This is a genomic window from Erwinia tracheiphila (assembly GCF_021365465.1).
In the GTDB taxonomy this organism is placed as follows: domain Bacteria; phylum Pseudomonadota; class Gammaproteobacteria; order Enterobacterales; family Enterobacteriaceae; genus Erwinia; species Erwinia tracheiphila.
Genome location: NZ_CP089932.1, coordinates 2,409,235 through 2,433,213, shown reverse-complemented (window position 1 = coordinate 2,433,213; position 23,979 = coordinate 2,409,235). Strand labels below are relative to the sequence as shown.

Sequence of the window (23,979 nt, the reverse complement as noted above, 5' to 3'; positions counted from 1 at the left end):
GATTTATTGATAATGATGAAGAGTAAGATACCAACCGATGATCTTATCGTGCATTTCCTCTGACTTCGAAAAGCAAATTGTTCTGCGGGTCAGTCGTTTGATATGTGTGCGAAGATTAAGATTATGTCGTTCTGTCCGTTGGGTATATTTCTTGCTCACCACGTGGCCTGTTGCACTTAACAGAACTTTATAAACCGGCCAGGCATCTGTCATATAAAAGGCAATGTTAAATTTGCTTAACAGGGCCAGCAATCGTCGCAGGGTCGGGGCATTTCTCGGGCCGAAGACATGGGCCAGAGCACGTTTGCGGATACGGTCATAAGCATAGAACAACCACCGGGGATTGCTTTTACACCGCACGTAAGACCATTGTTCACCGGCTTCACAGCAGATAACAACCTCCGTTTCGGGGTCGATATTCTCAGCTACCTGCTTTGGCGAAATTTTTTTACGTGCCGCAGAACCGTATTGAGGCTGATACCGAGAACCCGTGCGGTATCGCGACATCCGGAATCATTCATGGCCATATTAACAATGGTCTGGTGTGTGTCTGGTTTGGCACCGGAGTAGCTAAAATTGAGCAGAAAGGTCTTTGAACAATGCTTGCAGATGTAACGTTGGGCACCGGATGCTGAATGTCCGTTACATCGTACAGCATGAGTTTCATTGCACTGAGGGCAGACGACATCAACTTTAGCCATATGTTACATCCAAAGCGCAAAGCATACGTGATCAGCAAGTCTGCGTCACGACCCATTTTTCAATATTTACGCTGAAATCACTGGCTCAATATCCCATTCGTACCGTTTATATTTAAAAACCAGAGTGTCAATAAGCTACGCAACAAATCCTTTGCTGCGCAAGCTAAACAGACGGAAGCGTTGTTGAAATGATTATGGTCAAATACACATCGCAACTTAACAAAATCAAAGTGCTCTGTATCAGCGCGCTTCTGTTTTCACAGCGGAGGTTAACTGGCGTATTCAACGATATTTTTGGCTTATAACTGAGCAATTTCATCAAATCAGGCATACACTGTGTGTCACAGCCAACACTTTCACAGTCAGCATAACACTATGAAATTTAAAATGAAAATCAAACCCTATGAAGCCTCTGCGGGTGGCTGGGGTTCTCTTGAGGCCACCACGCGCTTCGTTTTCGACAGCAAACAGGTCATTAAAAATATGCGTAATTTGATGCGCATGAATAAGGCCAGGGGTTTTGATTGCCCCGGCTGTGCATGGGGTGATGACAATAAAAGCACCTTGAGTTTTTGCGAAAACGGTGCAAAAGCCGTCACCTGGGAAGCCACCCGCCGCTATGTGGACGCAGCTTTTTTTGCCAAACATAGCGTGACAACGTTATATCAGCAAAGTGATTATTTTCTCGAATACCAGGGGCGCCTGACCGAACCCCTCCGCTATAACCGCGAAACCGATCACTACGAACCTATTAGCTGGGACGACGCGTTTCGGCTGATTGCCCGCCATATTCACGCCATGGCGAGTCCGGACCAGATGGAGCTGTATACCTCCGGCCGCGCCAGTAACGAGGCATCATGGCTTTATCAGCTATTCGGGCGGATGAACGGTAGCAATAATTTTCCTGATTGCTCGAATATGTGCCACGAAGCCAGCGGCACCGGGTTGAAACGCAGTATCGGTGTGGGGAAAGGCACGGTGCGTCTTGATGATTTTGATCATGCAGATGCCATTTTTGTCTTTGGTCAGAATCCCGGTACCAACCATCCCAGAATGCTGCACAGCCTGCGCCATGCGGCAGATCATGGTGCAAAAATTGTCACCTTTAATACGCTTCGTGAACGCGGTCTGGAACGATTTGCCGATCCACAAAAGCTGCTGGAAGTGGTAACCAGCAAAGCCGGAACGATCAGTTCAAGCTACTATCAGCCAAACCTGGGCGGCGATATGGCAGCAATCAGGGGCATGGTAAAAGCATTAATGGAAGCGCATCGTGCCAGCCTGGAAAAAGGTGAAAATGGGATTTTCGACACGGATTTTATTGAGATGCACACGGAAGGAATGGATGCATACCTTAACGTGGTGGACGCGACCAGCTGGCAGAACATTACGCAACAGTCCGGTTTGAGTGAAATACAGATTCGTGAAGCGGCTGCTATTTATCAACATGCAGATCGCGTGATTTGCACCTGGGCGATGGGCATTACGCAGCATAAACATTCTGTGGCAACCGTACGGGAAATCGTCAATCTGCAGCTGCTGTTTGGTCAGTTAGGCAAAAAAGGTGCGGGGCTTTGCCCGGTGCGCGGCCACAGTAATGTTCAGGGAAACCGTACCATGGGCATTTATGAAAAGCCCTCCGCCGAGTTTCTTGACAGTCTGGCCCGCCATTTTGACTTTGAACCCCCTCGCAAAGCTGGCCATAACACGGTTGAAGCACTGGAAGCGATGCTACGTCACGAGGTAAAAGTGCTGATAGCACTGGGAGGCAACCTTGCTGCTGCACCGGACAGCCCTCGCACGGAAGAGGCGCTGCGCCGCTGTGCGCTTACCGTACACATTAGCACCAAGCTCAATCGTAGCCACCTCTGCCCCGGTGCGGTGGACGCGCTGATCCTGCCGACACTGGGCCGCTCGGAACAGGATTGCCAGTCTGGCGGACCGCAGTTTATTACGGTGGAGGATTCCTTCAGTATGGTGCACGCCTCTGAAGGTATCGGTAAGCCGATTGCCGACACACAACGTTCAGAAACAGCCATCGTCGCCGGTATTGGCAACGCCGTGTTGGGCAGTCAAAAAGTTGACTGGCTGGCGCTGACGGGTGATTACAACAAAATCCGCGATCATATTGCGGCAACTATCCCAGGATTTAGCAACTTTAATGCCCGCTGTGACATTAAAGGGGGCTTCTATCTGGGCAATGCCGCTGCAGAGTTATGTTTTAATACGCGCAATAACAAAGCCCAGTTCAGCGATGCCTGCCTGCCGACATCACTGTTTCCCCAACTTGATAACGATGTCAGTGTTCCCTTTACTCTGCAAACGCTGCGCTCCCACGACCAGTACAACACCACTATTTATGGTCTGGACGACCGGTATCGCGGCATTTATGGTCAGCGCGAAGTCCTGTTTATCAACGCCGACGATATGGCAATGCTTGGCCTGGAAGCAGATGATAAAGTGGATATCGAAACGCTGTGGAATGATGGCATCGTACGTAAAGTCAGCGCTTTCAAGTTGGTGCCCTACAATATTCCACGGGGGAACCTGGCAGCTTATTACCCGGAAACCAATCCGCTGGTGCCTCTCTCCAGTTACGGCGACGACAGCGGCACGCCGACGTCAAAATCAATTCCGGTGAAAATTGTCCTTTCTGCGGTTAAAGCGAGCCAGCGTATCGCCTGAGTAACGATATACTGATTGCCAGCAGGGTCAGAGAGTCCGGTTTTGCTGGCTTCTGGCCCTTTCTCACGCATTTCCTGCAGCCATACGCAATCTTAAACGGCTTTGCCGGAAACGCCTCGCTGCGTTTTGCCAGTCATCACAGATTATCGCTGTGAATATATGTTGCCTGACCTCTGAACCATCATCGTTCGCGGTTCAGAGGGAAGCACGTTGCAAAAAAAAGTATCCGGCAGCCTCAACACTTTCTGTTTCTGCGTCGTTGGCACCCACTCTAAAGCACTTGCCACAACCCGCCCGTCACTGCATCCAACGGTGATAAACCTAATCAGGCATTGCCTCCAACCCTCGGTTGTCGGGCTTTTTACTTGCCGCAGACGTGTTAATCGCGTAAAACTGTCTGCCGTTTACAGGCCACGAAAACGATTGAGATTATGTTCCAGGATAACCCGCTGCTTGCGCAGCTCAAAGAGAAACTCCACTCCCAAACGCCGCGTGTTGAAGGTGTGGTAAAGGGCACTGAAAAAGGCTTTGGCTTTCTGGAAGTCGACCCGCAAAAAAGCTACTTCATCCCCCCTCCGTTTATGAAAAAAGTGATGCATGGCGATCGTGTGGTTGCGGTGCTGCAAACCGATAAAGATCGTGAAGTTGCCGATCCGGAGACACTGGTTGAGCCTTTTCTAAGCCGCTTTGTAGGGCGTATACAGAAAAAAGATGATCGCCTGTCGATTGTTCCCGATCATCCGCTACTGAAAGATGCAATTCAGTGCCGTGCTGATCGTAATCTTAAACATGATTTTCAGAATGGGGACTGGGCCGTCGCTGAAATGCGTCGTCATCCTCTGCAAGGCGATCATACTTTTTACGCCGAGCTGACTGCATTTGTCACCAAAGGTGATGACCATCTGGCACCCTGGTGGGTGACGCTGTCACGTCACAATCTGGAGCGGGAAGCCCCGGAAGGCGTCGCGGTTGAAATGATTGATGAAAATCTGACGCGTGAAGACCTGACCGCGCTGGAATTTGTCACGATTGACAGTGCCAGCACCGAAGATATGGATGACGCACTTTACGTGGAGGAAACCGCTGACGGTGAGTTGTCGCTGACCATCGCTATAGCCGATCCGACCGCTTATGTTGCGGCGGGTAGCCCACTGGACGATATCGCCGCACAGCGTGCTTTCACCAACTACCTGCCCGGTTTTAATATTCCAATGTTGCCGCGTCAGCTCTCTGACGATGTTTGCTCCCTGCGTCCTCATCAACGCAGACCGGTAATGGCCTGCCGCGTCACGGTAGCCGACGATGGCTCAATGGGCGAACCTCATTTCTTTGCCGCCTGGATTGAATCAAAAGCCAAACTGGTTTATGACAACGTTTCTGACTGGCTGGAGAACAGCGGCGAGTGGCAGCCAGAAACCGAGTTCATCGCCAGACAGATAGAACTCCTGCATCGCCTCTGCCTCAGCCGCGTTGCATGGCGTCAGACTCACGCGCTGGTATTTAAAGATCGCCCGGACTTCCGCTTCCTGCTGGGTGAAAAAGGTGAAGTACTGGATATCATTGCTGAACATCGACGTATTGCTAATCGTATCGTTGAAGAAGCGATGATCGCCGCCAACATCTGCGCGGCATCCGTATTGCGTGACCAACTTGGCTTCGGGATTTACAACATTCATCCCGGCTTTGATGCCGCCAATGCCGAACTGGCCGCCGCCGTGCTGGCCAATCACGGCGTTCAGGCCGATCCGCTGGCGATTGCCACGCTGGACGGTTTTCGGGTATTACGCCGCGAACTGGACGCACAGCCCACGCAGTTCCTTGACAGCCGCATCCGTCGCTTTCAGTCGTTTGCAGAAATTGGCACCGAGCCAAGGCCACACTTTGGCCTTGGGCTGGAGGCGTATGCAACCTGGACATCACCGATTCGCAAGTATGGAGATATGATCAACCATCGCCTGCTGAAATCGATTGTTCGGGGTGAAAAAGCAGAACGTCCACAGGATGACATCACCATCAGAATGAGCGAGCGTCGCCGTCTCAACCGTATGGCAGAGCGCGATGTGGGTGACTGGCTTTATTCCCGTTTTCTGCAAAGTGCGGCGGGGACCGATCAACGTTTCAGCGCAGAAATTATTGATATTTCCCGTGGTGGAATGCGTGTACGTCTGACTGATAACGGCGCTGTGGCCTTTGTCCCTGCCCCGTTCATTCATGCGGTACGTGATGAGCTGGTATGTAGTCAGGAAAACGGCACCGCGCAGATTAAAGGTGAAGTGGCTTACCGCGTGACAGACATCATTGATGTCACCGTTGCTGAAGTGAGAATTGAAACCCGCAGTATTGTGGCGCGTCCCGCTGCATAAACGCCGTTTGCTGGATAGCCGTGTTGTATTATATAACGATGACTTAAAAATAACGCCGCGCAAAACGGCGTTATTTTTTGGGTCTTCCCCTTAATGGTGGGATTAGTAACCCCGTAGCCACCTAAGTGACTACGGTAAATCAATAAGTTATAACCCCATTACCCCCCACTTACCCCCTTTTGACCTGATAACTGTGGTCGCAATGTGGACACTTCAGATAACGGGTTAAAGCTTACCGCATCTGCTAAATAGTCCGGGGAAAAATGTGCATAGGTCATGGTCTGCGATACGTCTGCATGACCAAGTATTCTTTGCAGGGTTATGATGTTCCCGCCCTTCATCATAAAGTGAGTGGCAAAGGTATGCCGTAGTGCATGGGCCGCCTGTCCCTTTGGCAGATTAGGTTTCGCTGCCTTCATCATTTTGCGAAAACGGCTGTAACTGACTTTGAACAACCGCCCTGACTCGTGCATTTTAACAATATCAGCCACCTCCTGCGAGACTGGAACAACGCGCTTTTTCCCATTTTTGGTATGAGGAAACATAACGTTGTTGTGGATGATATGTTCTGCCTTGAGTCCGTAAGCCTCCCCCCATCGCGCCCCTGTCGCTAAACAAAGAACGGCTATCCTGTAATAATCACCCTTTACTGAGCCAAGAAGAGTGTTAATCTCGTTCTCAGTAAGGTATGACATTTCGGATTTTACTTCCCGGAGTGGTGTCAGCGTGGCAACATGGTTTTCCCCATAGAACTCTGACCTGCTCCCTAATGCTGGTCACTTAAGGTGACCAGCAACCTTTTTATCCGGATATTTCCTGCTCTTTACCCTCAACTCTCTCGGGTAACTTCGCTCTCTTCTACCCGGTAACACAAGCCATTTCGCCTGTTCATACAGGGTTCTCAGTTCTCCCGGCATTTTTCCCGGCGAAGCCCAGGGCAGGGTTATCAGCATCCGGATTATTTCGCTTATCGCTCCACTGAAGCTCAGCTGGTAAGGCAGGTAATCTCCTTTCAGATGGAACGCCATCTGCACCATCTGATATCGCACCAGGTTATAAGCCAGCAGTACCCCCCATAGCTCCTGTCTCACCAGCTCCGGCAGGCGACTGCGTAATGTCCACCGGCTGTCCAGCATACCCTGCTTTGCTTCCCGGTAGCCCAGTTCTATTTCCCAGCGGTGGCGATATAGCTCGCTGATATCTTTACCCGGATAGCGATTCGGGTCTGTCAGTGACGTCAGCACCTGCCTCTCTTTACCGTCTACCCTGCGGGTCAGCAGTCTTGCCACCATTTCTTCCGGGACCCCTGGCCATTGCTTCCTGGCTCGTGGACTGGTTTTCAGGCATATCAGTTCATCTCCACGCCCCAAACGGCGAACCACCTGATACTGTACGTGTTTTTTCAACGGCAACAACCAGTGACGGTGTTCTCCTGCTGTCTGCCAGTGATGAAGCAGACCCATCGAATAAAATGCCTTATCGAACAGGGTGATACTGTTATTCGGGGTTTTCTCCGTCAGGTGTTCAGCCAGCCGCATTTCACTGACTTTTTCACTGTCGAATGCACTGGCGGCGATCAGATGGCTGCTCAGCTCCATCAGACAAACCATTCGCACCTGAGGATAGCCGCCTTCGCCGTACTGGCTGCTGTGTTTACTGAAGACGGCTCTGTTTTCCGGCGTATCGGCGGTACGCCAGACCACGCCGTCGACAGCAAACAGATTCAGACCGTGCCATTTTGGATGTGCAGCCTGCTGATTCCAGTGCTGCTGTGTGATATCAAAAAGCTCCCGCACTGCATTTTCACCCAGAGTCTTACGGCGCTGAATGACAGCGCTGCGTGCGGTAAAAGGAGCTCCGGTCCGGTCAGTAATATCCATCAGATTGACGATTTCGGTCATCGGACGATCGCAAAAAATGGACATCCCAACGACAAGCCAAATCATGGATTCGAGGGAAAGTTTACGTTTACGCAAAGTAACGGTATCGGTCAGGGTGAGCGCCTGCTGAATAAGCTCGGGAGGAATAAGGTCGGCGAGACTACGGGCGCGCTCAGGAGTGGCGGCATTGATGATGCCGAGGGCCTGGGAAAGTTCCATTTAAAAAGGGTTCCATGATGAACATAGAACCCTTTTTACCGCATAAACCGGATCGGTCAACCGATCCTTAAATGATCGGCATTAACCTGCTCCCCATTGATTAATACAGCGCGATGTTAGTAATGTCTTCATAAGTCACATGAGGACATCCCCATGAAGAAGCGATTTTCCGACGAACAGATCATCAGTATTCTCCGCGAGGCCGAAGCCGGGGTTTCGGCCCGGGAACTCTGCCGCAAGCATGCTATTTCAGACGCTACCTTCTACACCGGGCGCAAGAAGTTTGGCGGCATGGAAGTCCCCGAAGTGAAGCGGCTCAAGTCACTTGAAGAGGAGAACGCCCGCCTCAAGAAGCTGCTCGCTGAAGCCATGCTGGATAAGGAGGCGCTTAAGGTGGCTCTGGGCCGAAAGTTCTGACGACAGACCAGAAGCGGGAAGCCGTGGAAGTCATGTGTGAGATAACGGGTCTGTCGCAACGTCGTGCCTGCAGGCTGGCCGGTCTGTCCCTTTCAACCTGCCGTTATTCGGTTCAGCGTCCGGCTGCTGACGCGCAACTATCTCTGCGTATCACAGAGCTGGCACTTGAACGTCGCCGATTTGGTTACCGGCGCATCTGGCAGTTATTGCGTCGGGAGGGCCTTCACGTCAACCACAAGAGGGTTTACCGCATCTATCACCTTAACGGTCTCGGTGTAAAACGCAGGCGACGCCGTAAGGGTCTGGCGACTGAGCGGCTTCCGCTTCTCCGCCCGGATGCGCCGAACCTGACATGGTCGATGGATTTTGTCATGGATGCACTTTCCAGCGGCCGCCGGATTAAGTGCCTGACCTGCGTGGATGATTTCACGAAGGAGTGTCTGACGATCACCGCCGCTTTCGGTATTTCAGGCGTTCAGGTCGCACGTATTCTGGACGGCCTCGCGCTGTTTCGCGGCTATCCGGCAACGATAAGAACCGATCAGGGCCCGGAATTTACCTGCTGTGCGCTCGAACAGTGGGCTTTTGAGCATGGTGTAGAACTGCGACTTATCCAGCCGGGTAAGCCAACACAGAACGGATTTATTGAGAGTTTTAACGGACGCTTTCGGGATGAATGCCTGAATGAGCACTGGTTCAGCGATATTCTTCATGCCCGGAAAATCATTAATGACTGGCGGCAGGATTATAACGAGTCCAGACCTCATTCATCGCTGAATTACCAGACGCCGCTTGAATTTGCAGCATGCTGGCGAAACGGGAAACATGAAGAAAAACCAACCGACATTACTAACTGAAGGTTGTATCTAATACTGGGGGCAGGTCAATTCGGCTCGCCTGGCTTTTCAAAAAAGCCGTAAGAGCGGAATCAACGGGATGCGAAACCCTGCGCCCCCTAAAACAACGATTCACGACCCGGCAATGGCAATGGCAATGGCAATGGCAATGGCAATGGCAATGGCAATGGCAGCGTGTGTTCTGAAACCGGGTGAGACAACTGACCCGAGTGCGCACCGCTGCGATAGGATGATATAGTGCAAGCCACAATAGTAGCCAACGGCTACACCGTAATTGTTCTGAGGAACCAATAATGATGGTGACAATGAAAAAATGGCAAAAAAAGTGCGCTATGGCGCTGTTTATCTCAGGTGCGCTGTTCGGCCTTGAGCAAAGTGCCGTGGCAAAAAGCGATACCTTGATCATTCAGGATGGCAGTAGTGCGCTGAGTAATGAACAAGCCCGTCAACAGAAGCTTCAGTGGAATCAGACTCAGCGTTTGCGCAGTAAAGAAAATCTGCGCGATGAAAAGAATTTCGACAAAAATGACCGCGCGATTGACAACCGCGATGCCTGTGACCAGAGCCTTAACGTCAATGCTTACTGGGAACCTGGCACCCAGCGTTGTCTGGACCGCCGCACCGGCCGTCCTGTCGCATCGTGATATTCAGAATGCTGCTATAATTATTGTCGGATAAATGCAAAAGGAAAAGATAATGAAAAATATTATGTGGACACTCGGTGCCTTAATTATTGCCGCTCCGCTCATGGTACAGGCGTCGTGTGAATCGGTAAAAGCTGATATTAACCAGAAAATCATCAACAACGGCGTTCCTTTGGGAAGTTTTTCGCTTGAAATTGTACCAAACGATCAGGCCGATCGCGCCAGCGGCCAGGTTGTCGGGCATTGCGATAGCGATACGCAGAAAATTGTTTATAAACGTAACGACGGCGAGAGTGATACCACTTCTCCTGCCCGGGCTGGCTCGTCACAAGATGCCCCGTCATCCTGAGGCATTACTGGCATCATGGGGCTATCGTTAGTCATAAAGGCCAGGCCGCCTGGACGTGATGATCGTTCCGCTTTGCACAGGGCTGTCTGGGCAGCCCTCCATCCCCTCAGGCACTTCCACTGTTTCCAGACCTTTCCCCACTGAAAGACATTGCGCTGATAATCACAAGTAAATCCAGTTAACACCATAAAATTCCAGTTATATGACGCTGTCACAAACATTACGATAAATATCATTTATCGTAACCAGGTCAGTATTTGTCGGGGCTGGAGCGAAATATGGTTGATTTCTATCCTGCTGATTTCCAGCCTTAAACTGGCATCTGTACGGGAGAACTGCTATAGCTTTTAGTGATTATTTTACTTTTTAATAACAAAAGTGCCATAAGTTGTATTAATTGACCATCAGGGAGAATGCATTACATGCAAAACGCATCGCTTATGCGGCGAGCTTTGCTTGCCATGCTTTATTGCCATGGTGATCGGCCCGCTCATCTACGGACTGGGCCTCGATACCATCAAGGCGCGTCAGGTTGACCTGATTTACCTCGGGAAAAAGCACATGCTGCTGGTTTTCTTGTCGATGCTGGCAACACTTATTGTTGGCGTTCCCAGCGGGATCATTCTTAGCCGCCCTTTCGCCCGGCGCTGGGCTGAATTTGTTATGCAAATCTTCAATATCGGCAATACTCTCCCGCCGCTGGCAGTGCTTGCTATGGCGATGGTGATCATTGGTATTGGTGAACGGGCAGCAATTATTACACTCTTTCTGGCGTCACTGTTACCCATTGTCCCTAATACGTATTCGGGTTTATGCGCGGTTCCGGCCTCGTTACTCGAAGCCGCGAACGGCATCGGTATGACCAAAAGCCAACGTCTGTATAAAGTAGAGTTGCCAAACGCTTCACCTGTGATTATGTCGGGTATTCTTATCGCTACGGCTATCAACGTCGGAACAGCGCCACTGGCATTTTTAATTGGCGCAAGCAACTATGGCGAACTGATCTTTCCCGGCATCTATCTCAATGATTTTCCAACGCTGATTTTGGGTGCGGTAGCAACTGCCCTGTTTGCGCTCATCCTTGACATGTTGCTGGCCGGTCTGAACCGTTTACTCAGTCCGCACGTTACAGCATAAAAAAATAAGGAATAGATTATGGCGCAGACCACTCATCTGACCCGTTGGGTTTTTAAAACGGCATTGGTACTTGGTATGCTGGCAGGCTCGACAAGCATTGTCAGTGCTGCCGCTCCCATAGTAATGGCCACGCAAAGCTATACGGAACAGCACGCCCTGTCAGCAATGACCACACTTTATCTGAATAAAAAAGGGTTTCAGATTGAACCTAAAACCAACATCGCGACCACGATTAGCCGTAATGCAATGATCAATAAACAAATTAATATGACCTGGGAATATACCGGCACCTCGCTGATTATTTTTAACCATATCAATAAACCGATGTCGTCTGAAGAAGACTGGCAGACGGTTAAAAATCTTGATGCCCGACTTGGTCTGGTCTGGCTGAATCCGGCACCGATGAATGACACCTATGCGTTTGCAATGCAGCGCAAGCGCGCCGAGAAAGAGCACATCGACACCCTGTCGCAGCTGGTTGCTAAGATTGAAAAGGTACGTCGTGAAGACCCGGATCATAACTGGACACTGGGGCTTGATCTTGAGTTTGCAGGGCGAGCTGATGGCCTTAAGCTATTGCAGAAAGTTTATAATATGCCGCTGGATCGCCCCCAGATCCGCCAGATGGACCCCGGTCTGGTGTATACCACTGACGGCAGGGTTAAAGGATTCGATCTCAAAGTGCTGAAGGATGATAAAGGTTTTTTCCCAAGCTATGCCGTAACGCCAGTACTGACGCAAGAAACGCAGGATTCACCCCCCGGGCTGGAAGAGGCGCTGAATGCGCTGTCTCCCTTGATCACCAATGAAGCAATCACAGAAATGAACAAGCGCGTAGATATTGACCACCAGTCACCGCAACAGGTGGGCTGCGATTTCCTGAAATCAAAAGGTTTACTCTAAGGAGGCCGCATGGATACTATCCACTATTTCATTGATAACTGGGGTTATTTAGCCGCACTCACCTTTTAGCATCTGTGGTTGGTTAGTCTGGCCGTAGGAATGCCGATTGTGATTGGCGTTCCGGTAGGGATTCTGATTGTCCGTTATAAGTGGCTGGAAACCCCGGTACTCGGTCTGGCCACCATTATACTCACCATTCCGACTATTGCACTGTTCGGTATGATGATTCCACTTTTTTCACTGATCGGCCAGGGGATTGGGGTTCTGCCCGCCGTAACGGTCGTGTTTCTTTATTCCCTGCTGCCTGTCGTACGCAATACCCATACCGCGCTTGAAAATCTGCCGGACGAACTGCGCGAGGCGGGACGGGGCATCGGCATGACCTTCTGGCAGCGTTTACGCTGGGTAGAGATTCCAATGGCGCTGCCGGTTATCTTTGGTGGCATCCGTGCCGCCGTAGTGATGGACGTCGGCGTCATGGACATTGCTGCGGTAATTGGTGCCGGCGGGCTTGGCCTTCTGCTGCTGGATGGAATCAGCGGTAGCGATATTCGTTTGCTGATTACAGGCTCAGTGATGATTTGCCTGATGGCGATAATTCTCGACTGGCTGCTGCACCGCCTGCAGCTGGCGATGACACCAAAGGGGATTAGATAATGATAAAATTGGAAAACCTCACCAGGACGTTTACCCAGGAAAATGGCACCACGATAAATGCCGTGGATAACGTCAGTCTGAACGTACCCGAAGGGGAAATGTGCATACTCCTTGGCCCTTCCGGCTGTGGTAAATCCACTACGCTTAAAATGATTAACCGGCTTATTCTCTCAACCAGCGGTAAAATTCTAATTAACGGTGAAGACACCAGCGAACTGGATACGGTGGCCCTGCGCCGCAATATTGGCTACGTCATTCAGCAGATTGGTCTTTTTCCCAATATGGCCATCGAAGAAAATATTACCGTTGTGTCCAAAATGCTGGGTTGGGATAAGAAGCACTGCCATGTACGTGCCAGTGAACTGATGAGCATGTTCGCACTGGACCCGAAAAGTTTCCTGCACCGCTACCCCAGAGAGATGTCGGGTGGTCAGCAACAGCGTATCGGTGTGATCCGTGCTCTGGCGGCAGATCCACCAGTTTTATTGATGGATGAACCTTTTGGTGCGGTTGACCAGATTAACCGTGAGGTTATCCAGAATGAATTTCTTGATATGCAGCGCCAGCTGAAGAAAACGGTGATGCTGGTCAGCCATGACATTGACGAAGCACTCAAGCTGGGTGACCGGATTGCGGTCTTCGACCAGGAAAAAATTGTACAGTGCGCCAGCCCTGATGAGTTGCTGGCTACGCCCCGTAATGATTTCGTCGGTTCCTTTGTCGGCCAGGACCGTACTCTCAAGCGTCTGTTACTGGTTTCAGCCAGTGATGTTACCGATCAACAACCTACGATTACCGTGCAGCTGTCTACCCCGCGGTCTGAAGCCTTTGGCATGATGGATGATAATGATATGCGCTCCATTACCGTTGTGGGCCAGGAACAACGCCCGCTGGGTTATGTGAAACGTCGGGAAGCTCGCGCAATCGCCGGAAGCTGTAGCGATATACTGCATACCTTTAAGGTAACGGGACGAGCGGAAGAAAATCTGCGGGTGGTGCTGTCAAAACTCCACGAACATGACACCACCTGGATGCCAATTGTGGATGAAGAGGGCCGTTACAGTAGCGAGATTTCCCAGGATTATATTGCCACTTATCTCAGCTCTGGCCGTACACGCCGTGCGCTGAATCTGGTCTAAGCATGACAGACGGCAGGGACGCCGCCTTTTGCCGAAACCATACGTAATCAGTTATGCGCGACCTGACTAAGGTCGAAATAGTTTGCCAGCTCCCGCGTCTCAATTTTCGGTAAGTAAGGCAGTTCAGCCATTAATGGCGAGGGAATGCTTTTACTCAACACCTCTATAATTTCCGTGTAATTAGCTAAACCAGGATTAATACGGTTTGCCACCCAGCCGATCAGTGGCAGACCATCATTCGCTATCGCCTGCGCGGTCAACAGCGCATGGCTGATACAGCCCAGTTTGATGCCTACCACCATGATGACTGCCAGCTTTTCCGACACCACCCACTCAGACAGAGGCCGCATGTCATTCATCAGACTACGCCATCCCCCGGTCCCTTCGACCACCACATGGTCTGTCTGCTCACTCAAGGCGTTCAGACTTGCGCTTAACAGCCGGTAATCAACGCCGCCATGCTCGCTAATGCTAATTTCGTCATCCTGTAACGTGATGGGATTAACAGCAGAATAAGGAAGCGCCAGCGATGAAGCGGCCTGTAAAATTAATGCATCATTATTTCGCAAGCCTCTGTCAGTACGCTGGCTGCCTTTTGCGACGGGTTTAAAACCCGCTACGCATCTGTTCCCGCCAGACAGTTTTTGTAAAAGTGCGCGGCTGATTACCGTTTTCCCCACGCCAGTGTCTGTTCCGGTGACAAATAAACGCTTTAACATGCTGCTTTCCACAGTCAGGCCCTCAACAGAAATAATAAGCATTGGTAAAGAAAGAAGAGGAAATATCTTAGGAGAAGCCGCTCAAAAGCGGCTTGCGTTAGCGCAAGATTTTTGGCAATAGCTCGCAGGGTTACTGGCGTTTATCGCGAAAGCCACAGGCCTAAACACGGTCAGGGAAGAAAGTTGTTAATGTCTGTATGGGCAAGTGAACAGGACTGGCACCCGCGTAAGAAAATTTCAGCCCTGCAAAAGACGAAGCAACAGCGAACCATTGTAAAGGGCGTCTTTTATCAGCGCCGCGCCAGGCAACGTTCCCTCATTCTGGAAGCTGGTTTCCTGTACGACTACCCCGGCGCTGTAGGAAGGGAATGCCTGCCGTCGAATGCAGTCAGTAATCGCGGGGTACAAAACGGCCTTTGCCGCATTGAGCGGCGAGCCAATCAGAATCTTTTGAGGGTTGAGCAGGTTAACCATGACGGCAAGAATACGACCAACATTATATCCCACGTCCGTAATGATATCTTTTGCCCAGCGCTCTCCCGCGACTGCGGCTTCACATAAGCTTTCAATCGTCACGATGTTTAACGGCTCCTGACGGCTGTTTGATGTGCGTATTCTGGATGATGCCATTGCGAGTATACTTTCACAACTGGCCACGGTTTCGAGGCAGCCCTGGTTACCGCAGTAGCATTGCTTGCCATAGGGTTCAACCTGCGTATGGCCGATTTCAACCAGCAGTTTGCCTCCTCCGTGCAACAGGCGTCCCCCGACTATCGCGCCAGCCGTGACGTGATGATCAATCACCACCTGAATAACTTCGCTGGTATCTTTTGCAGCGCCAAAAAATGATTCAGCCAAAAGCCATGCACAGACATCATGCTGCAGGTAAACGGGCAGGCCGGTTCGACTTTTCAGCTCAGGCCCAAGTGGTATATTGTCGGCCTGATAAAAAGGCAGATGATGGATGATGCCTTTTTCAGCGTCCACAATACCTGGCAGGGTGACGGCAATCGCGGTAAGCCGCTCCAGTTTTTCCTGATGACGGTTAAAAAAACCATCAATCTCAGAGATAATTCTGATCAGCAGCGGCTCAGAGGCAGTAACCGGAAGCGGCAAGACATCTTCCACCAACAACACGCTACTCAAATCTCGCAGCGCCAGCGTGATGGTACCATAACCGATGCGTACCGAAAGATAGTGCCATGCGACGGTGTCAAGCGTCAGGGCCACGGCAGGCCGCCCACGGCTACCCAATTCCTGGAATTCGGTTTCCTGAACCAGATGCGCATCCACCATTTCACGCACAATTTTGGTGATGCTGGCAGGTGCCAGATGCGCTTTTCTGGCAAGGTCAATGCGTGAAATCGGACCATAGCGATCGATTAGCCGATAAACGACGCCTGCATTGATTTGTTTGATCTGGTCTATGTGGCCAGGTTGACTGTCCGTTATCACGCCCTGCCCTCGTTATTTATTTTCGCGGTTCTAAATAAATCCGTGGAACATGGTGAAACACTTCCTTTACTTCGTCAACTATTTGACCAGCAATGTGATTTAGTGCACATATAAGTGCTGCTTTTTCATTATGATCCGCCAGGCAACCATTTTTTCATATTTATTAATGCGGCGCTGGCCTCGCGCGGTCTGGCCCAGGCCAGACAGACTTCTGACAAGGCATCCTGTTCATCCAGGGCAAGCCAGCTAAGATTTTCCAGTCTTGCACGACGAAAAGATGCAGGCAAATAACTTATTATTTTTCAGTAAATTAGATTGAATAATCCGTCACAGACTGCACCCGTTAGCGCTCGTGATCTGCGGGTTTCCTCTGAGGTTGCCTCCGATAGCGACAAGGAACACCGCAATTTATCCGGGTAACGCTGGCGCTTTTTTACCGCCGGCCTGGCTACTTTTGCACTGCTTTATTGTGTGCAGCCCATACTCCCAATGCTTTCTCAAGAATTTAAGGTCGACCCTGCAACCAGCAGCCTCTCACTTTCTGTTGCAACGGGAATGCTGGCTTTCGGGCGGCTGATAACCGGGCTGGTTTCAGACACCGTTGGGCGTAAACCCGAATGGTGACTGGCCTGCTGTTGGCATCGGTTTGTACACTGGCTTCGGCAACCATGGGCAGCTGGCATGGAATTTTAATCACAAGAGCATTGACCGGGCTGTCTCTTAGTGACGTGGCGGCAGTGGGCATGGCCAGGCTAAGTGAAGAAGTGACCCTGGCGTCATCACCTTTTCAAGGGGGCTGTACATAAGTGGCAACTCCATCGGCGGCATGACGGGTCGCCTTCTAAACGGGGTGGTCACCGACTTCACTACATGGCGCATCGCCATTGGCTTTCTGGCGCTTGCTGCCGCGCTGAAACCACGCTGCCTGATGATTAATTTTCGTCTTCACTGGCAAGATCCCAGTCTACCCCTGCTGTTTGCAGAAGGTTTTTTGCTAATGGGTACCTTTGTTACCCTCTTTAATTGCATCGGATATCGTTTACTGGGGCCGCCTTATTCGCTTTCACAAGCCACGGTTGGATTATTATCGCTGGTCTATCTCACCGGGTCGTAGAGTTCACCCAGAGCAGGAGTCATGACGGCAAAATATGGTCGCGCGGCAATACTGCTTTTTTCAACCGCCGTAATGGTGTGTGGCGTATTGATCACTTTGTGTAGTTCAATCTGGGCGGTCATGTTGGGAATGATGCTGTTCGCGGCAGGGTTCTTTGCCGCGCACGCTGTGGCCAGTGGCTGGATTGGGCCCCGCACACGACGTGCAAGAGGACAGGCCTCTGTTCAACTACTATCTGGGATCGAGCTTCGACGGGACACCGGGCGGTGTATTCTGGTACTACTATGGCTGGTACGGCATCAGTACGTTCATTACTAAATACGCTGCTACTGCTGGCGTTGTGGATTGCATCGAGATAAAAAAAACAAAAATCTCTGAGGGTGAAATCCCCTGTTGTGCGCAGACCAGCAAATCTGGCCTGCACGATTTTTCCTTTAACCTATCCAATAATTTTGGTGGTAATCCTCAGCCGGATACCACTCTCCACGTTCAAGGGTGGTTACAACCGGCTTGTGATATTCACTCTGTACACGGGCAATCGCCGCTTTAGCCTCGATAGCCTGCTCTTCATTTAGTGGAAAAATGGCCGATCGGTACTGTGTGCCCATATCATTGCCTTGCCTGTTAAGCTGGGTGGGATCGTGGGTGGCAAAACTGATATCCAGTAACTCGCCATAGCTGATTTTTTGCGAATCAAAACGAAGGCGAATCGCTTCTGCATGTCCAGTATCACCATTGCATACTTGACGGTAAGTGGGATTAGGCAACTGGCCGCCAATATAGCCGCTTTCCACTGATTCAACACCGTTGATCTGCCTGAATACGGCTTCCGTGCACCAGAAGCAGCCTCCTGCAATAATGGCATACTCAATTGTCATATGTGTTTCCTCTTTAATCTGCCCGTGCGCAAGTAACCTGATTCAGTCAGTTGAACACTCATCATTCCAGCACAGCCACATTAATATTGCCATTGGTTTACTCTTTTCTGATTTAAGCCGCCCCGCTGATAACGCAAAAAAGCTGACTGTTTTTATCGGGTAACGCCCTTTTTTCTGGCATTGTTACCAATAAAAACCGTAAATTCAGTAAGGCATTTTGTGCGCTATCTCCACAGGTTATGCATGCTAAATAGCTATACATGCCATTTATGGACATCTGACAGGCACATTAGAACGGAGTATGACAAGCCTGATGTAACACCACATGGCAGCGAAAATACCTTAATCCCCTATCTCATAAGGGCTGATCATAAGTAGAGTACTATTCTGGCGGGTTATTTAGTTTGAATGCATCACTTACCGCTACGCCGGGCCAGTCAAATTGCTATTGTTAATGCTACTTCTTGAGCGATTCATTAGTATGTTGTAACTAAAAACGTATTAGTATATTACTTATCACCCAGCCTGAATTCTTCAGATATTTTACCGCTATTCATTTAATGCATCAAAAAGCTTATTGCCTGTGAAATAAGGATAAAGAAAATCACCACACGTTTGCCTGCCGGAAAGAGGTAATTTAACTGATTACCAACCTGAACATTGATTACCTGTGTTAATTTCCTACGAATTGCTTACGTGATGTTGTATTAATACCGGCACAGAATTTTCACTCAATTGGTGAAGTAACCTCAGCATAAGCCACTTAGGACTAATCTTAATATTGCAATTATATTCCCGAAAGTCTTCTGGCATTCGCAAAAAATATGAAAAAGCGGGTAAATAAAGAAATATTTTCTGCGATGGGTATGTTTAACTGCTAAATTTCTATGTACACTGTTTATCGTTTCATACACAGATTAACTTTAAACCATTACGCTACGGACTCCTTATATGAGCGAAACACTGAAAGTATTAAATAACATTCGAACTCTTCGTGCTCAGGCTCGTGAGGTTTCTTTAACAGAACTCGAAGATATGCTGGAGAAACTCGAAGCGATTGTTAATGAGCGCCGTGAAGCTGAAGCAGCTATCGCTTCTGAAATCAAGGAAAAAGAAGAAAAGCTGGCGAAATATCGTCAGATGCTGTTAGACGATGGTATTGATTTAAGCGAACTCACCTCTGCTGAAAGCACTTCTGGTAAAACACGGGCAAAACGTGCGCCGCGTCCGGCGAAATATCAGTACACCGATGAAAATGGTGAAGTCAAATCCTGGACGGGACAGGGACGTACTCCTGCCGTCATTAAACAGGCACTTAATCAGGGTAAGCCTCTGGACGATTTCCTGATCTAACAGATTAACGATAAGCCACGCTGCAATTATTCAGCGTGGTAATTCCCCCTGTCCTTACGCCGTTCCTGTCAGTGTTTTGACACGTTAATTTGAACTTTTTGACATGTCGTAACTAAGGAAATAGATCATTAGAAAATATGAAACCGTCGAGAATCTCCGCTGCTGCATGGCAGACCTGGAAGATGCCCTACTTTCATTCGCTAAAGAGATACAACAGTGTGATCTTCTCGCAGCAAGAGTATTCGAATTACCGCCGGTTAAAAAAGGAGAAGATCATCAGAAAGTGACCGGAATTAACGTTGTTACGCATCAGGGTGGACAGGCGTTAATCATGGCGCTGGCACATTATGGTCGCCTGTTTACGCAACATCAGTCAGAAACACTCAGTACTAAGTCGGCGGTTCGTCTTCCCGGCGCAATTTGTATTAAGGCCGGTGTTGAACAGGCGGTGCTTATCAAAAAACAGGTCATTTACATCAATAATCTCAAGCAAAAGCTAGAAAAGATAATAACCGTTGAGTCTGGCGTGAACAGTGAAGAAAGATTTGAGTTTGTGCATCAACAACTGCGTGGTCTGATTACCCTTAACGCTTACCGCACAATAACATTGTTGGATAACGTCGACTCTGTTCGATTTGGCTGGGCAAATAAAAACATCATTAAAAATGTTTCTCGGCAAGCCATTCTTGAAAAACTTAAAAAGAGCATTCAGACTGGCAGAGGGTCAGCCAGCTGGACACATGAACAGTGGGTTGCGAAATTACAGGACGAGATAGCAACGATTAATTCTTTACCTGAAAAAGCCCGACTGAAGATTAAAAGACCGGTAAAAGTACAACCCATAGCACGAGTATGGAATAAGCAACAACAAAAACAAACACAGCTCGCCTGCCCTTCCCCCTTGCTGGTGCTTTGCGCCGATGAACGTGCGTTACCAAAATTAGGCGAGTTATTAAATTATGATGCAATACGTGTAGTACATCGTTTCAGACCTGAAGCAGAAACTCTGTATTCTGTTATTCCGCGTATGCATCTTTATAGCGACACGTTAGGTTGAGACCGCTGCGGCATACCTGAAACGTAGAATGAGCGAAATATTTTCCGCTCTTAATGTGAACGTATTACAACTTCATGCTGCCAACCATATCTTCAGGGCGTACCCAGGCATCAAACTCTTCTTCCGAGAGATACCCTAATTTCAACGCCGATGCTTTCAACGTCAGCCCTTCTTTATGCGCTTTTTTAGCAATCTCCGCTGCTTTATCATAACCAATATGTGTATTTAATGCGGTCACCAGCATCAGCGATTCGTTCAGCAATTGTGAAATACGATCGCGGACAGGCTCAATTCCCGTGGCGCAGTGATGATTAAAACTTTCAATACCGTCAGCTAACATTCTTACGGTCTGTAAAAAATTATGAATAATCATTGGACGATAAACATTCAGTTCAAAATTACCGGAAGCACCACCCATATTAATCGCAACATCATTGCCTAAAACCTGACAACAAAGCATCGTGATTGCTTCACACTGCGTGGGATTCACTTTGCCCGGCATAATTGAGCTGCCCGGTTCGTTTTCCGGAATTGCGATTTCTCCAATACCGCAGCGTGGCCCCGATGACAGCCAGCGGATATCATTAGCTATCTTCATTAAGGAGGCAGCAAGCCCTTTGAGCGCACCATGTGCATGTACCAGCGCATCACAGGTTGCCAGCGCTTCAAATTTGTTAGGTGCCGTCACAAACGGCTGCCCTGTAATTTCTGCAAGTTCTTTCGCTACCCGCACCGCATATTCAGAATGCGTGTTCAGCCCGGTTCCCACCGCTGTGCCACCCAGCGCCAGTTCAGCAAGATGGGGGATGCTTTGTTCAATATGCTTCAGGTTATGGCTCAACATCGCCACCCAGCCGGAAATCTCCTGGCCAAGGGTTAGCGGTGTCGCATCCTGAAGATGGGTACGGCCAATTTTGACGATATCCATAAACGCTTCCGCTTTATGGTTAAGCGTTTTGTCCAGTTCACGCAATGCGGGTAGTAAACGCGACTGAACCGCAATAACCGCGGCAACATGCATAGCTGTCGGGAAAACGTCATTAGAACTCTGACTTTTATTTACATCATCGTTTGGGTGAACCCGCCGTGCCATGCCACGCTCGCCACCTAAAAGCTCACTGGCACGGTTGGCGAGAACTTCATTCATATTCATGTTGCTCTGCGTGCCGGACCCCGTCTGCCAGACAGCCAGTGGAAATTCACTGCTGTGTTTTTCAGCCAGTACTTCGTCAGCGGCAGTAATAATGGCAGCGACCCGCTCTTGTGGAAGTAAGCCTAAGTCCTGATTGACCTTAGCAGCTGCACGCTTAGTCAGAGCCAGCGCATTAATCAGTTCGGCAGGCATTTTTTCCGTTGAAATACGAAAATGTTCCAGCGATCGCTGAGTCTGTGCCCCCCAAAGCTTTTCCGCGGGTACATCAATCGGGCCCATTGAATCTTTTTCAACACGATTAACTGCCATAAATCTCTCCTCTTATAAATTGGCAGGAATAATATTTTTAACCATGCCGCTGGCTGACCAATTCGGGTAGTAGTTTTGCATACAATAATTTAACATTATGCGATCTGTACAACTTTTTCTGGCGTTCATGGTTAGGAAACTGAATCATCGTTTTAAAAATTTCCTGACCATGAGCAGCAGTGTCTGTAATGCAGTAATGATGTGCCATCGGGAACGTTATGGTCATAAAATGGCATTTGCGGCGCGTTTTTAACCTGAAAGCTGTTTTTCAGACGCACTTATCCCGCAGTCTGTGCCAGAAGCCATCGTTTCCGGTCGATGTTATGCAGTCTTTCTGCCACCAACTCCGACGCGTGCCTCCCGGCCTGCGCACTGCTGAAGCGCAGTCGGTTGCCGCACAGAATGCATTTGTACGGATCCGTGCGCAGAAATTCTTTCATCAGCGCGGCGAAGCCGGGCTTCTCCGGTTTTTTCCGCGCTTCCATCTCCAGGGCTTCATACACCTTCGGCAGCAGGCTACCCCGTTTACGGTTTGATAAAAAACCGTAATAACGCACCATCTTAAAATGCTTCGCCGGGATATGGCTGATATAACGTCCGATCATATCTTCCTGCGTCAGCGTCTGCTGCCGGTACTGCTGCGTACGGTGGTCGTAATAGTGGTGCACCACCGCGCCGCCGCTGTAGTGCCTCAGCTTCGCCGCCGACACGGGGGGCCGTTTCAGGTACCGGCCCAGATATTTGACGCTCCGCCAGGCCCCCCGGGTCTTCTTCGCGAAGTGGACCTTCCAGCGGCGCCCGTACTGCGCCTGCAGATAGCGCAGCCACTGTTTTTTGTCGTGGATATGCCCCAGCCCCGGCAGCCTGCCGGGGTTAATCAGGTCATAGCTGTGGCGCAGCAGCCGGATGACGGCTCCGCGCCAGATTTCCTCCATGGCATGCTTTTTAAAGAAGAGGTCGCGCCATACGCCGTGTTTAATATCAAGCCCGCCGCGGGTGACGGAGAGATGAATGTGGGGATGCTGGTTGAGCTGGCGACCGTAGGTGTGCAGGGCGCAGAAGATACCGACTTCCACACCCTGTTTTCTGGCCCAGCGGAGCATGGCGCGGGTGGCTGCGCGGAACAGGGCATTGAGCAAAGGCCAGTTATTGTTGAAAAAGGGCCACAGCAGATGGGGCATGGTGAAGGTGATATGCTGCCAGTCGCAGTCGGGCAGAATTTGCTGTTGCTCTGTAATCCACTGCTCCGTGGCCTTATGTCCGCAGGAGCTGCAGCCTTTTGATTTACAGGTCTGGCAGAAGAAGCGGGTGTGGGTGCAGTCCGGGGAGGCGCAGCAGTATCGCTTCACCCCCATGGCAGCAGTGCCGCAGGCGAGCATGCGCTCGACGCAGAGTACGGTCCAGGGGCTGAGGGTGTCCCCGTGTTTATCCATATACCGGTTCCAGGCGTCATCAGTGGTGAACAGCAGTTTTGCCGGGCGCGGGATATACATGCGGCGGATTATCGCTCTGCAGTGGCACCGGTATTATAGTGCCAGTCGTCACAGTCATCGGCCCAGTTGTCGGTGTGTTTATCCCAGGGAGCGAAGGTCACCGGCAGCATGCCGGATTCTGTGGCGATAATAAACACATCGGCTGGCATGGACTCAAGGACGACATCGCCGTCGGGTGAGTCAGGCGGCTCAAAGCCGCGGATGATGCAGACGAGAGGCGGGTCGAAGTGTGTATCGAGGAAAAACTGTGGCCCCAGGTGGACACAGTGACGAATGGCATCCTGCGGAGTGTCGTAAAAAAACTCGTCGGGGTCGTCATAATCGCTCCGGGGTGGAATGGACACCAGAAAACGCTTAGGATATCCGGGTATAGCGCGTCGGGACGAGGGCGTGGGTTTACGCTTTCTGGGGGCTTTGCTACGGGCCATGTGAATGATTTCCTGAGAAATTAACATACCGCAGAGTATAAAGCTGTGAGCCGGTCATGAACACCCTCG

At 50.2% G+C, this 23,979-nt stretch carries 21 protein-coding genes and 2 pseudogenes; 12 read left to right on the top strand and 11 right to left on the bottom strand.

Going from position 1 to position 23,979, the window contains the following annotated elements:
* Nucleotides 1-3: 3 nt before the first annotated feature.
* Nucleotides 4-701 (bottom strand): IS1 family transposase gene (locus LU633_RS12845; RefSeq protein WP_233481915.1). Its coding sequence is split into 2 segments (ribosomal slippage): nt 4-452 and nt 452-701, totalling 699 coding nucleotides; the frame shifts between segments, so codons are not numbered across the junction.
* Nucleotides 702-1,076: 375 nt separating this feature from the next.
* Here LU633_RS12845 and LU633_RS12840 point away from each other — a divergent pair.
* Together LU633_RS12840 and LU633_RS12835 are read left to right on the top strand one after the other, a co-directional pair.
* The gene (locus tag LU633_RS12840; protein WP_016192631.1) at nt 1,077-3,386 is read left to right on the top strand and encodes an FdhF/YdeP family oxidoreductase; all 2,310 of its coding nucleotides are present in this window, start codon (nt 1,077-1,079) and stop codon (nt 3,384-3,386) included.
* A gap of 431 nt (nt 3,387-3,817) precedes the next feature.
* Complete coding sequence (locus LU633_RS12835; protein WP_016192630.1) at nt 3,818-5,749, top strand: exoribonuclease II; 1,932 nt, start codon at nt 3,818-3,820, stop codon at nt 5,747-5,749.
* A gap of 158 nt (nt 5,750-5,907) precedes the next feature.
* Here LU633_RS12835 and LU633_RS12830 read toward each other — a convergent pair whose 3' ends face one another.
* Nucleotides 5,908-6,444 carry a tyrosine-type recombinase/integrase gene (locus tag LU633_RS12830; RefSeq protein ID WP_016192629.1) on the bottom strand — a complete coding sequence of 179 codons (537 nt, stop codon included), beginning with the start codon at nt 6,442-6,444 and terminating at the stop codon, nt 5,908-5,910.
* 81 nt (nt 6,445-6,525) lie between these two features.
* On the bottom strand, nt 6,526-7,848 hold the full coding sequence (locus LU633_RS12825; RefSeq protein ID WP_046371876.1) for an IS4 family transposase: 1,323 nt from the start codon (nt 7,846-7,848) through the stop codon (nt 6,526-6,528).
* A 153-nt stretch (nt 7,849-8,001) separates the two neighbouring features.
* On the opposite strand from LU633_RS12825, the gene LU633_RS12820 reads away from it, so the two are divergent.
* A protein-coding gene (locus tag LU633_RS12820) for an IS3 family transposase (protein ID WP_152664158.1) occupies nt 8,002-9,122 on the top strand; the annotation gives its coding sequence in 2 pieces (ribosomal slippage) (nt 8,002-8,260 and nt 8,260-9,122; 1,122 coding nt in all).
* 111 nt (nt 9,123-9,233) lie between these two features.
* On the opposite strand, the gene LU633_RS12815 is transcribed toward LU633_RS12820, so the two are convergent.
* Nucleotides 9,234-9,413 carry a hypothetical protein gene (locus LU633_RS12815; RefSeq protein ID WP_233485092.1) on the bottom strand — a complete coding sequence of 60 codons (180 nt, stop codon included), beginning with the start codon at nt 9,411-9,413 and terminating at the stop codon, nt 9,234-9,236.
* 5 nt (nt 9,414-9,418) lie between these two features.
* Between LU633_RS12815 and LU633_RS12810 the strand changes: the two genes are divergently transcribed.
* The 6 genes from LU633_RS12810 (at nt 9,419) to LU633_RS12785 (ending at nt 13,951) form a co-directional block, all read left to right on the top strand.
* Nucleotides 9,419-9,766, top strand: coding sequence for a DUF1283 family protein (locus LU633_RS12810; RefSeq protein WP_040465817.1), 348 nt, complete (start codon nt 9,419-9,421; stop codon nt 9,764-9,766).
* 52 nt (nt 9,767-9,818) lie between these two features.
* Nucleotides 9,819-10,115, top strand: a complete 297-nt coding sequence (locus LU633_RS12805) for a DUF1161 domain-containing protein (protein WP_016192626.1) — start codon at nt 9,819-9,821, stop codon at nt 10,113-10,115.
* A gap of 474 nt (nt 10,116-10,589) precedes the next feature.
* Nucleotides 10,590-11,252 (top strand): ABC transporter permease, encoded by a 663-nt coding sequence (locus LU633_RS12800; protein ID WP_016192625.1) that lies wholly within the window; start codon nt 10,590-10,592, stop codon nt 11,250-11,252.
* A gap of 18 nt (nt 11,253-11,270) precedes the next feature.
* Nucleotides 11,271-12,155, top strand: coding sequence for a glycine betaine ABC transporter substrate-binding protein (locus tag LU633_RS12795; RefSeq protein ID WP_016192624.1), 885 nt, complete (start codon nt 11,271-11,273; stop codon nt 12,153-12,155).
* Between the two features lie 72 nt (nt 12,156-12,227).
* A complete protein-coding gene (gene osmW / locus LU633_RS12790; protein ID WP_232426914.1) occupies nt 12,228-12,812 on the top strand; it encodes an osmoprotectant ABC transporter permease OsmW in 585 nt (194 codons plus the stop codon).
* On the top strand, nt 12,812-13,951 hold the full coding sequence (locus LU633_RS12785) for an osmoprotectant ABC transporter ATP-binding protein OsmV (RefSeq protein ID WP_016192622.1): 1,140 nt from the start codon (nt 12,812-12,814) through the stop codon (nt 13,949-13,951). Before osmW ends, LU633_RS12785 begins: the two co-directional genes overlap by 1 nt.
* A gap of 47 nt (nt 13,952-13,998) precedes the next feature.
* Here the strand turns inward: LU633_RS12785 and bioD are convergent, their stop codons facing one another.
* The 3 genes from bioD to LU633_RS12770 all read right to left on the bottom strand — a co-directional run bounded on the left by bioD (nt 13,999) and on the right by LU633_RS12770 (nt 16,412).
* On the bottom strand, nt 13,999-14,670 hold the full coding sequence (gene bioD / locus LU633_RS12780; protein WP_016192621.1) for a dethiobiotin synthase: 672 nt from the start codon (nt 14,668-14,670) through the stop codon (nt 13,999-14,001).
* A 237-nt stretch (nt 14,671-14,907) separates the two neighbouring features.
* On the bottom strand, nt 14,908-16,125 hold the full coding sequence (gene mlc, locus LU633_RS12775; RefSeq protein WP_016192620.1) for a sugar metabolism global transcriptional regulator Mlc: 1,218 nt from the start codon (nt 16,123-16,125) through the stop codon (nt 14,908-14,910).
* Between the two features lie 128 nt (nt 16,126-16,253).
* Nucleotides 16,254-16,412: a type 2 periplasmic-binding domain-containing protein gene (locus LU633_RS12770; RefSeq protein ID WP_016192619.1), complete on the bottom strand. Its 159-nt coding sequence runs from the start codon at nt 16,410-16,412 to the stop codon at nt 16,254-16,256.
* 102 nt (nt 16,413-16,514) lie between these two features.
* On the opposite strand from LU633_RS12770, the pseudogene LU633_RS12765 reads away from it, so the two are divergent.
* Nucleotides 16,515-17,552, top strand: a pseudogene (locus LU633_RS12765) (MFS transporter); the annotation flags it as partial.
* 124 nt (nt 17,553-17,676) lie between these two features.
* Here the strand turns inward: LU633_RS12765 and msrA are convergent.
* Nucleotides 17,677-18,117: pseudogene (gene msrA, locus LU633_RS12760) on the bottom strand (peptide-methionine (S)-S-oxide reductase MsrA); the annotation flags it as partial.
* A 951-nt stretch (nt 18,118-19,068) separates the two neighbouring features.
* On the opposite strand from msrA, the gene LU633_RS12755 reads away from it, so the two are divergent.
* Together LU633_RS12755 and tus are read left to right on the top strand one after the other, a co-directional pair.
* On the top strand, nt 19,069-19,470 hold the full coding sequence (locus LU633_RS12755) for an H-NS family histone-like protein (protein WP_016192615.1): 402 nt from the start codon (nt 19,069-19,071) through the stop codon (nt 19,468-19,470).
* 127 nt (nt 19,471-19,597) lie between these two features.
* Entirely contained in the window at nt 19,598-20,527 is a 930-nt protein-coding gene (gene tus, locus LU633_RS12750) for a DNA replication terminus site-binding protein (protein ID WP_040465804.1), read from the top strand.
* 64 nt (nt 20,528-20,591) lie between these two features.
* Here tus and fumC read toward each other — a convergent pair whose 3' ends face one another.
* The 3 genes from fumC to LU633_RS12735 all read right to left on the bottom strand — a co-directional run bounded on the left by fumC (nt 20,592) and on the right by LU633_RS12735 (nt 23,910).
* Entirely contained in the window at nt 20,592-21,989 is a 1,398-nt protein-coding gene (gene fumC / locus LU633_RS12745; protein WP_016192613.1) for a class II fumarate hydratase, read from the bottom strand.
* Between the two features lie 278 nt (nt 21,990-22,267).
* The gene (locus tag LU633_RS12740; RefSeq protein WP_046371874.1) at nt 22,268-23,482 is read right to left on the bottom strand and encodes an IS91 family transposase; all 1,215 of its coding nucleotides are present in this window, start codon (nt 23,480-23,482) and stop codon (nt 22,268-22,270) included.
* A gap of 8 nt (nt 23,483-23,490) precedes the next feature.
* A complete protein-coding gene (locus LU633_RS12735; RefSeq protein WP_052734691.1) occupies nt 23,491-23,910 on the bottom strand; it encodes a hypothetical protein in 420 nt (139 codons plus the stop codon).
* Nucleotides 23,911-23,979: the final 69 nt, after the last annotated feature.

Excerpts from the sequence above, each read along its gene's own strand:
- LU633_RS12840 (WP_016192631.1), top strand. The coding sequence starts at position 1,077 with ATGAAATTTAAAATGAAAATCAAACCCTATGAAGCCTCTGCGGGTGGC.
- LU633_RS12835 (WP_016192630.1), top strand. The coding sequence starts at position 3,818 with ATGTTCCAGGATAACCCGCTGCTTGCGCAGCTCAAAGAGAAACTCCAC.
- LU633_RS12830 (WP_016192629.1), bottom strand. The coding sequence starts at position 6,444 with ATGTCATACCTTACTGAGAACGAGATTAACACTCTTCTTGGCTCAGTA.
- LU633_RS12825 (WP_046371876.1), bottom strand. The coding sequence starts at position 7,848 with ATGGAACTTTCCCAGGCCCTCGGCATCATCAATGCCGCCACTCCTGAG.
- LU633_RS12810 (WP_040465817.1), top strand. The coding sequence starts at position 9,419 with ATGGTGACAATGAAAAAATGGCAAAAAAAGTGCGCTATGGCGCTGTTT.
- LU633_RS12805 (WP_016192626.1), top strand. The coding sequence starts at position 9,819 with ATGAAAAATATTATGTGGACACTCGGTGCCTTAATTATTGCCGCTCCG.
- LU633_RS12800 (WP_016192625.1), top strand. The coding sequence starts at position 10,590 with ATGGTGATCGGCCCGCTCATCTACGGACTGGGCCTCGATACCATCAAG.
- LU633_RS12795 (WP_016192624.1), top strand. The coding sequence starts at position 11,271 with ATGGCGCAGACCACTCATCTGACCCGTTGGGTTTTTAAAACGGCATTG.
- LU633_RS12785 (WP_016192622.1), top strand. The coding sequence starts at position 12,812 with ATGATAAAATTGGAAAACCTCACCAGGACGTTTACCCAGGAAAATGGC.
- bioD (WP_016192621.1), bottom strand. The coding sequence starts at position 14,670 with ATGTTAAAGCGTTTATTTGTCACCGGAACAGACACTGGCGTGGGGAAA.
- LU633_RS12755 (WP_016192615.1), top strand. The coding sequence starts at position 19,069 with ATGAGCGAAACACTGAAAGTATTAAATAACATTCGAACTCTTCGTGCT.
- fumC (WP_016192613.1), bottom strand. The coding sequence starts at position 21,989 with ATGGCAGTTAATCGTGTTGAAAAAGATTCAATGGGCCCGATTGATGTA.
- LU633_RS12740 (WP_046371874.1), bottom strand. The coding sequence starts at position 23,482 with ATGTATATCCCGCGCCCGGCAAAACTGCTGTTCACCACTGATGACGCC.
- LU633_RS12735 (WP_052734691.1), bottom strand. The coding sequence starts at position 23,910 with ATGGCCCGTAGCAAAGCCCCCAGAAAGCGTAAACCCACGCCCTCGTCC.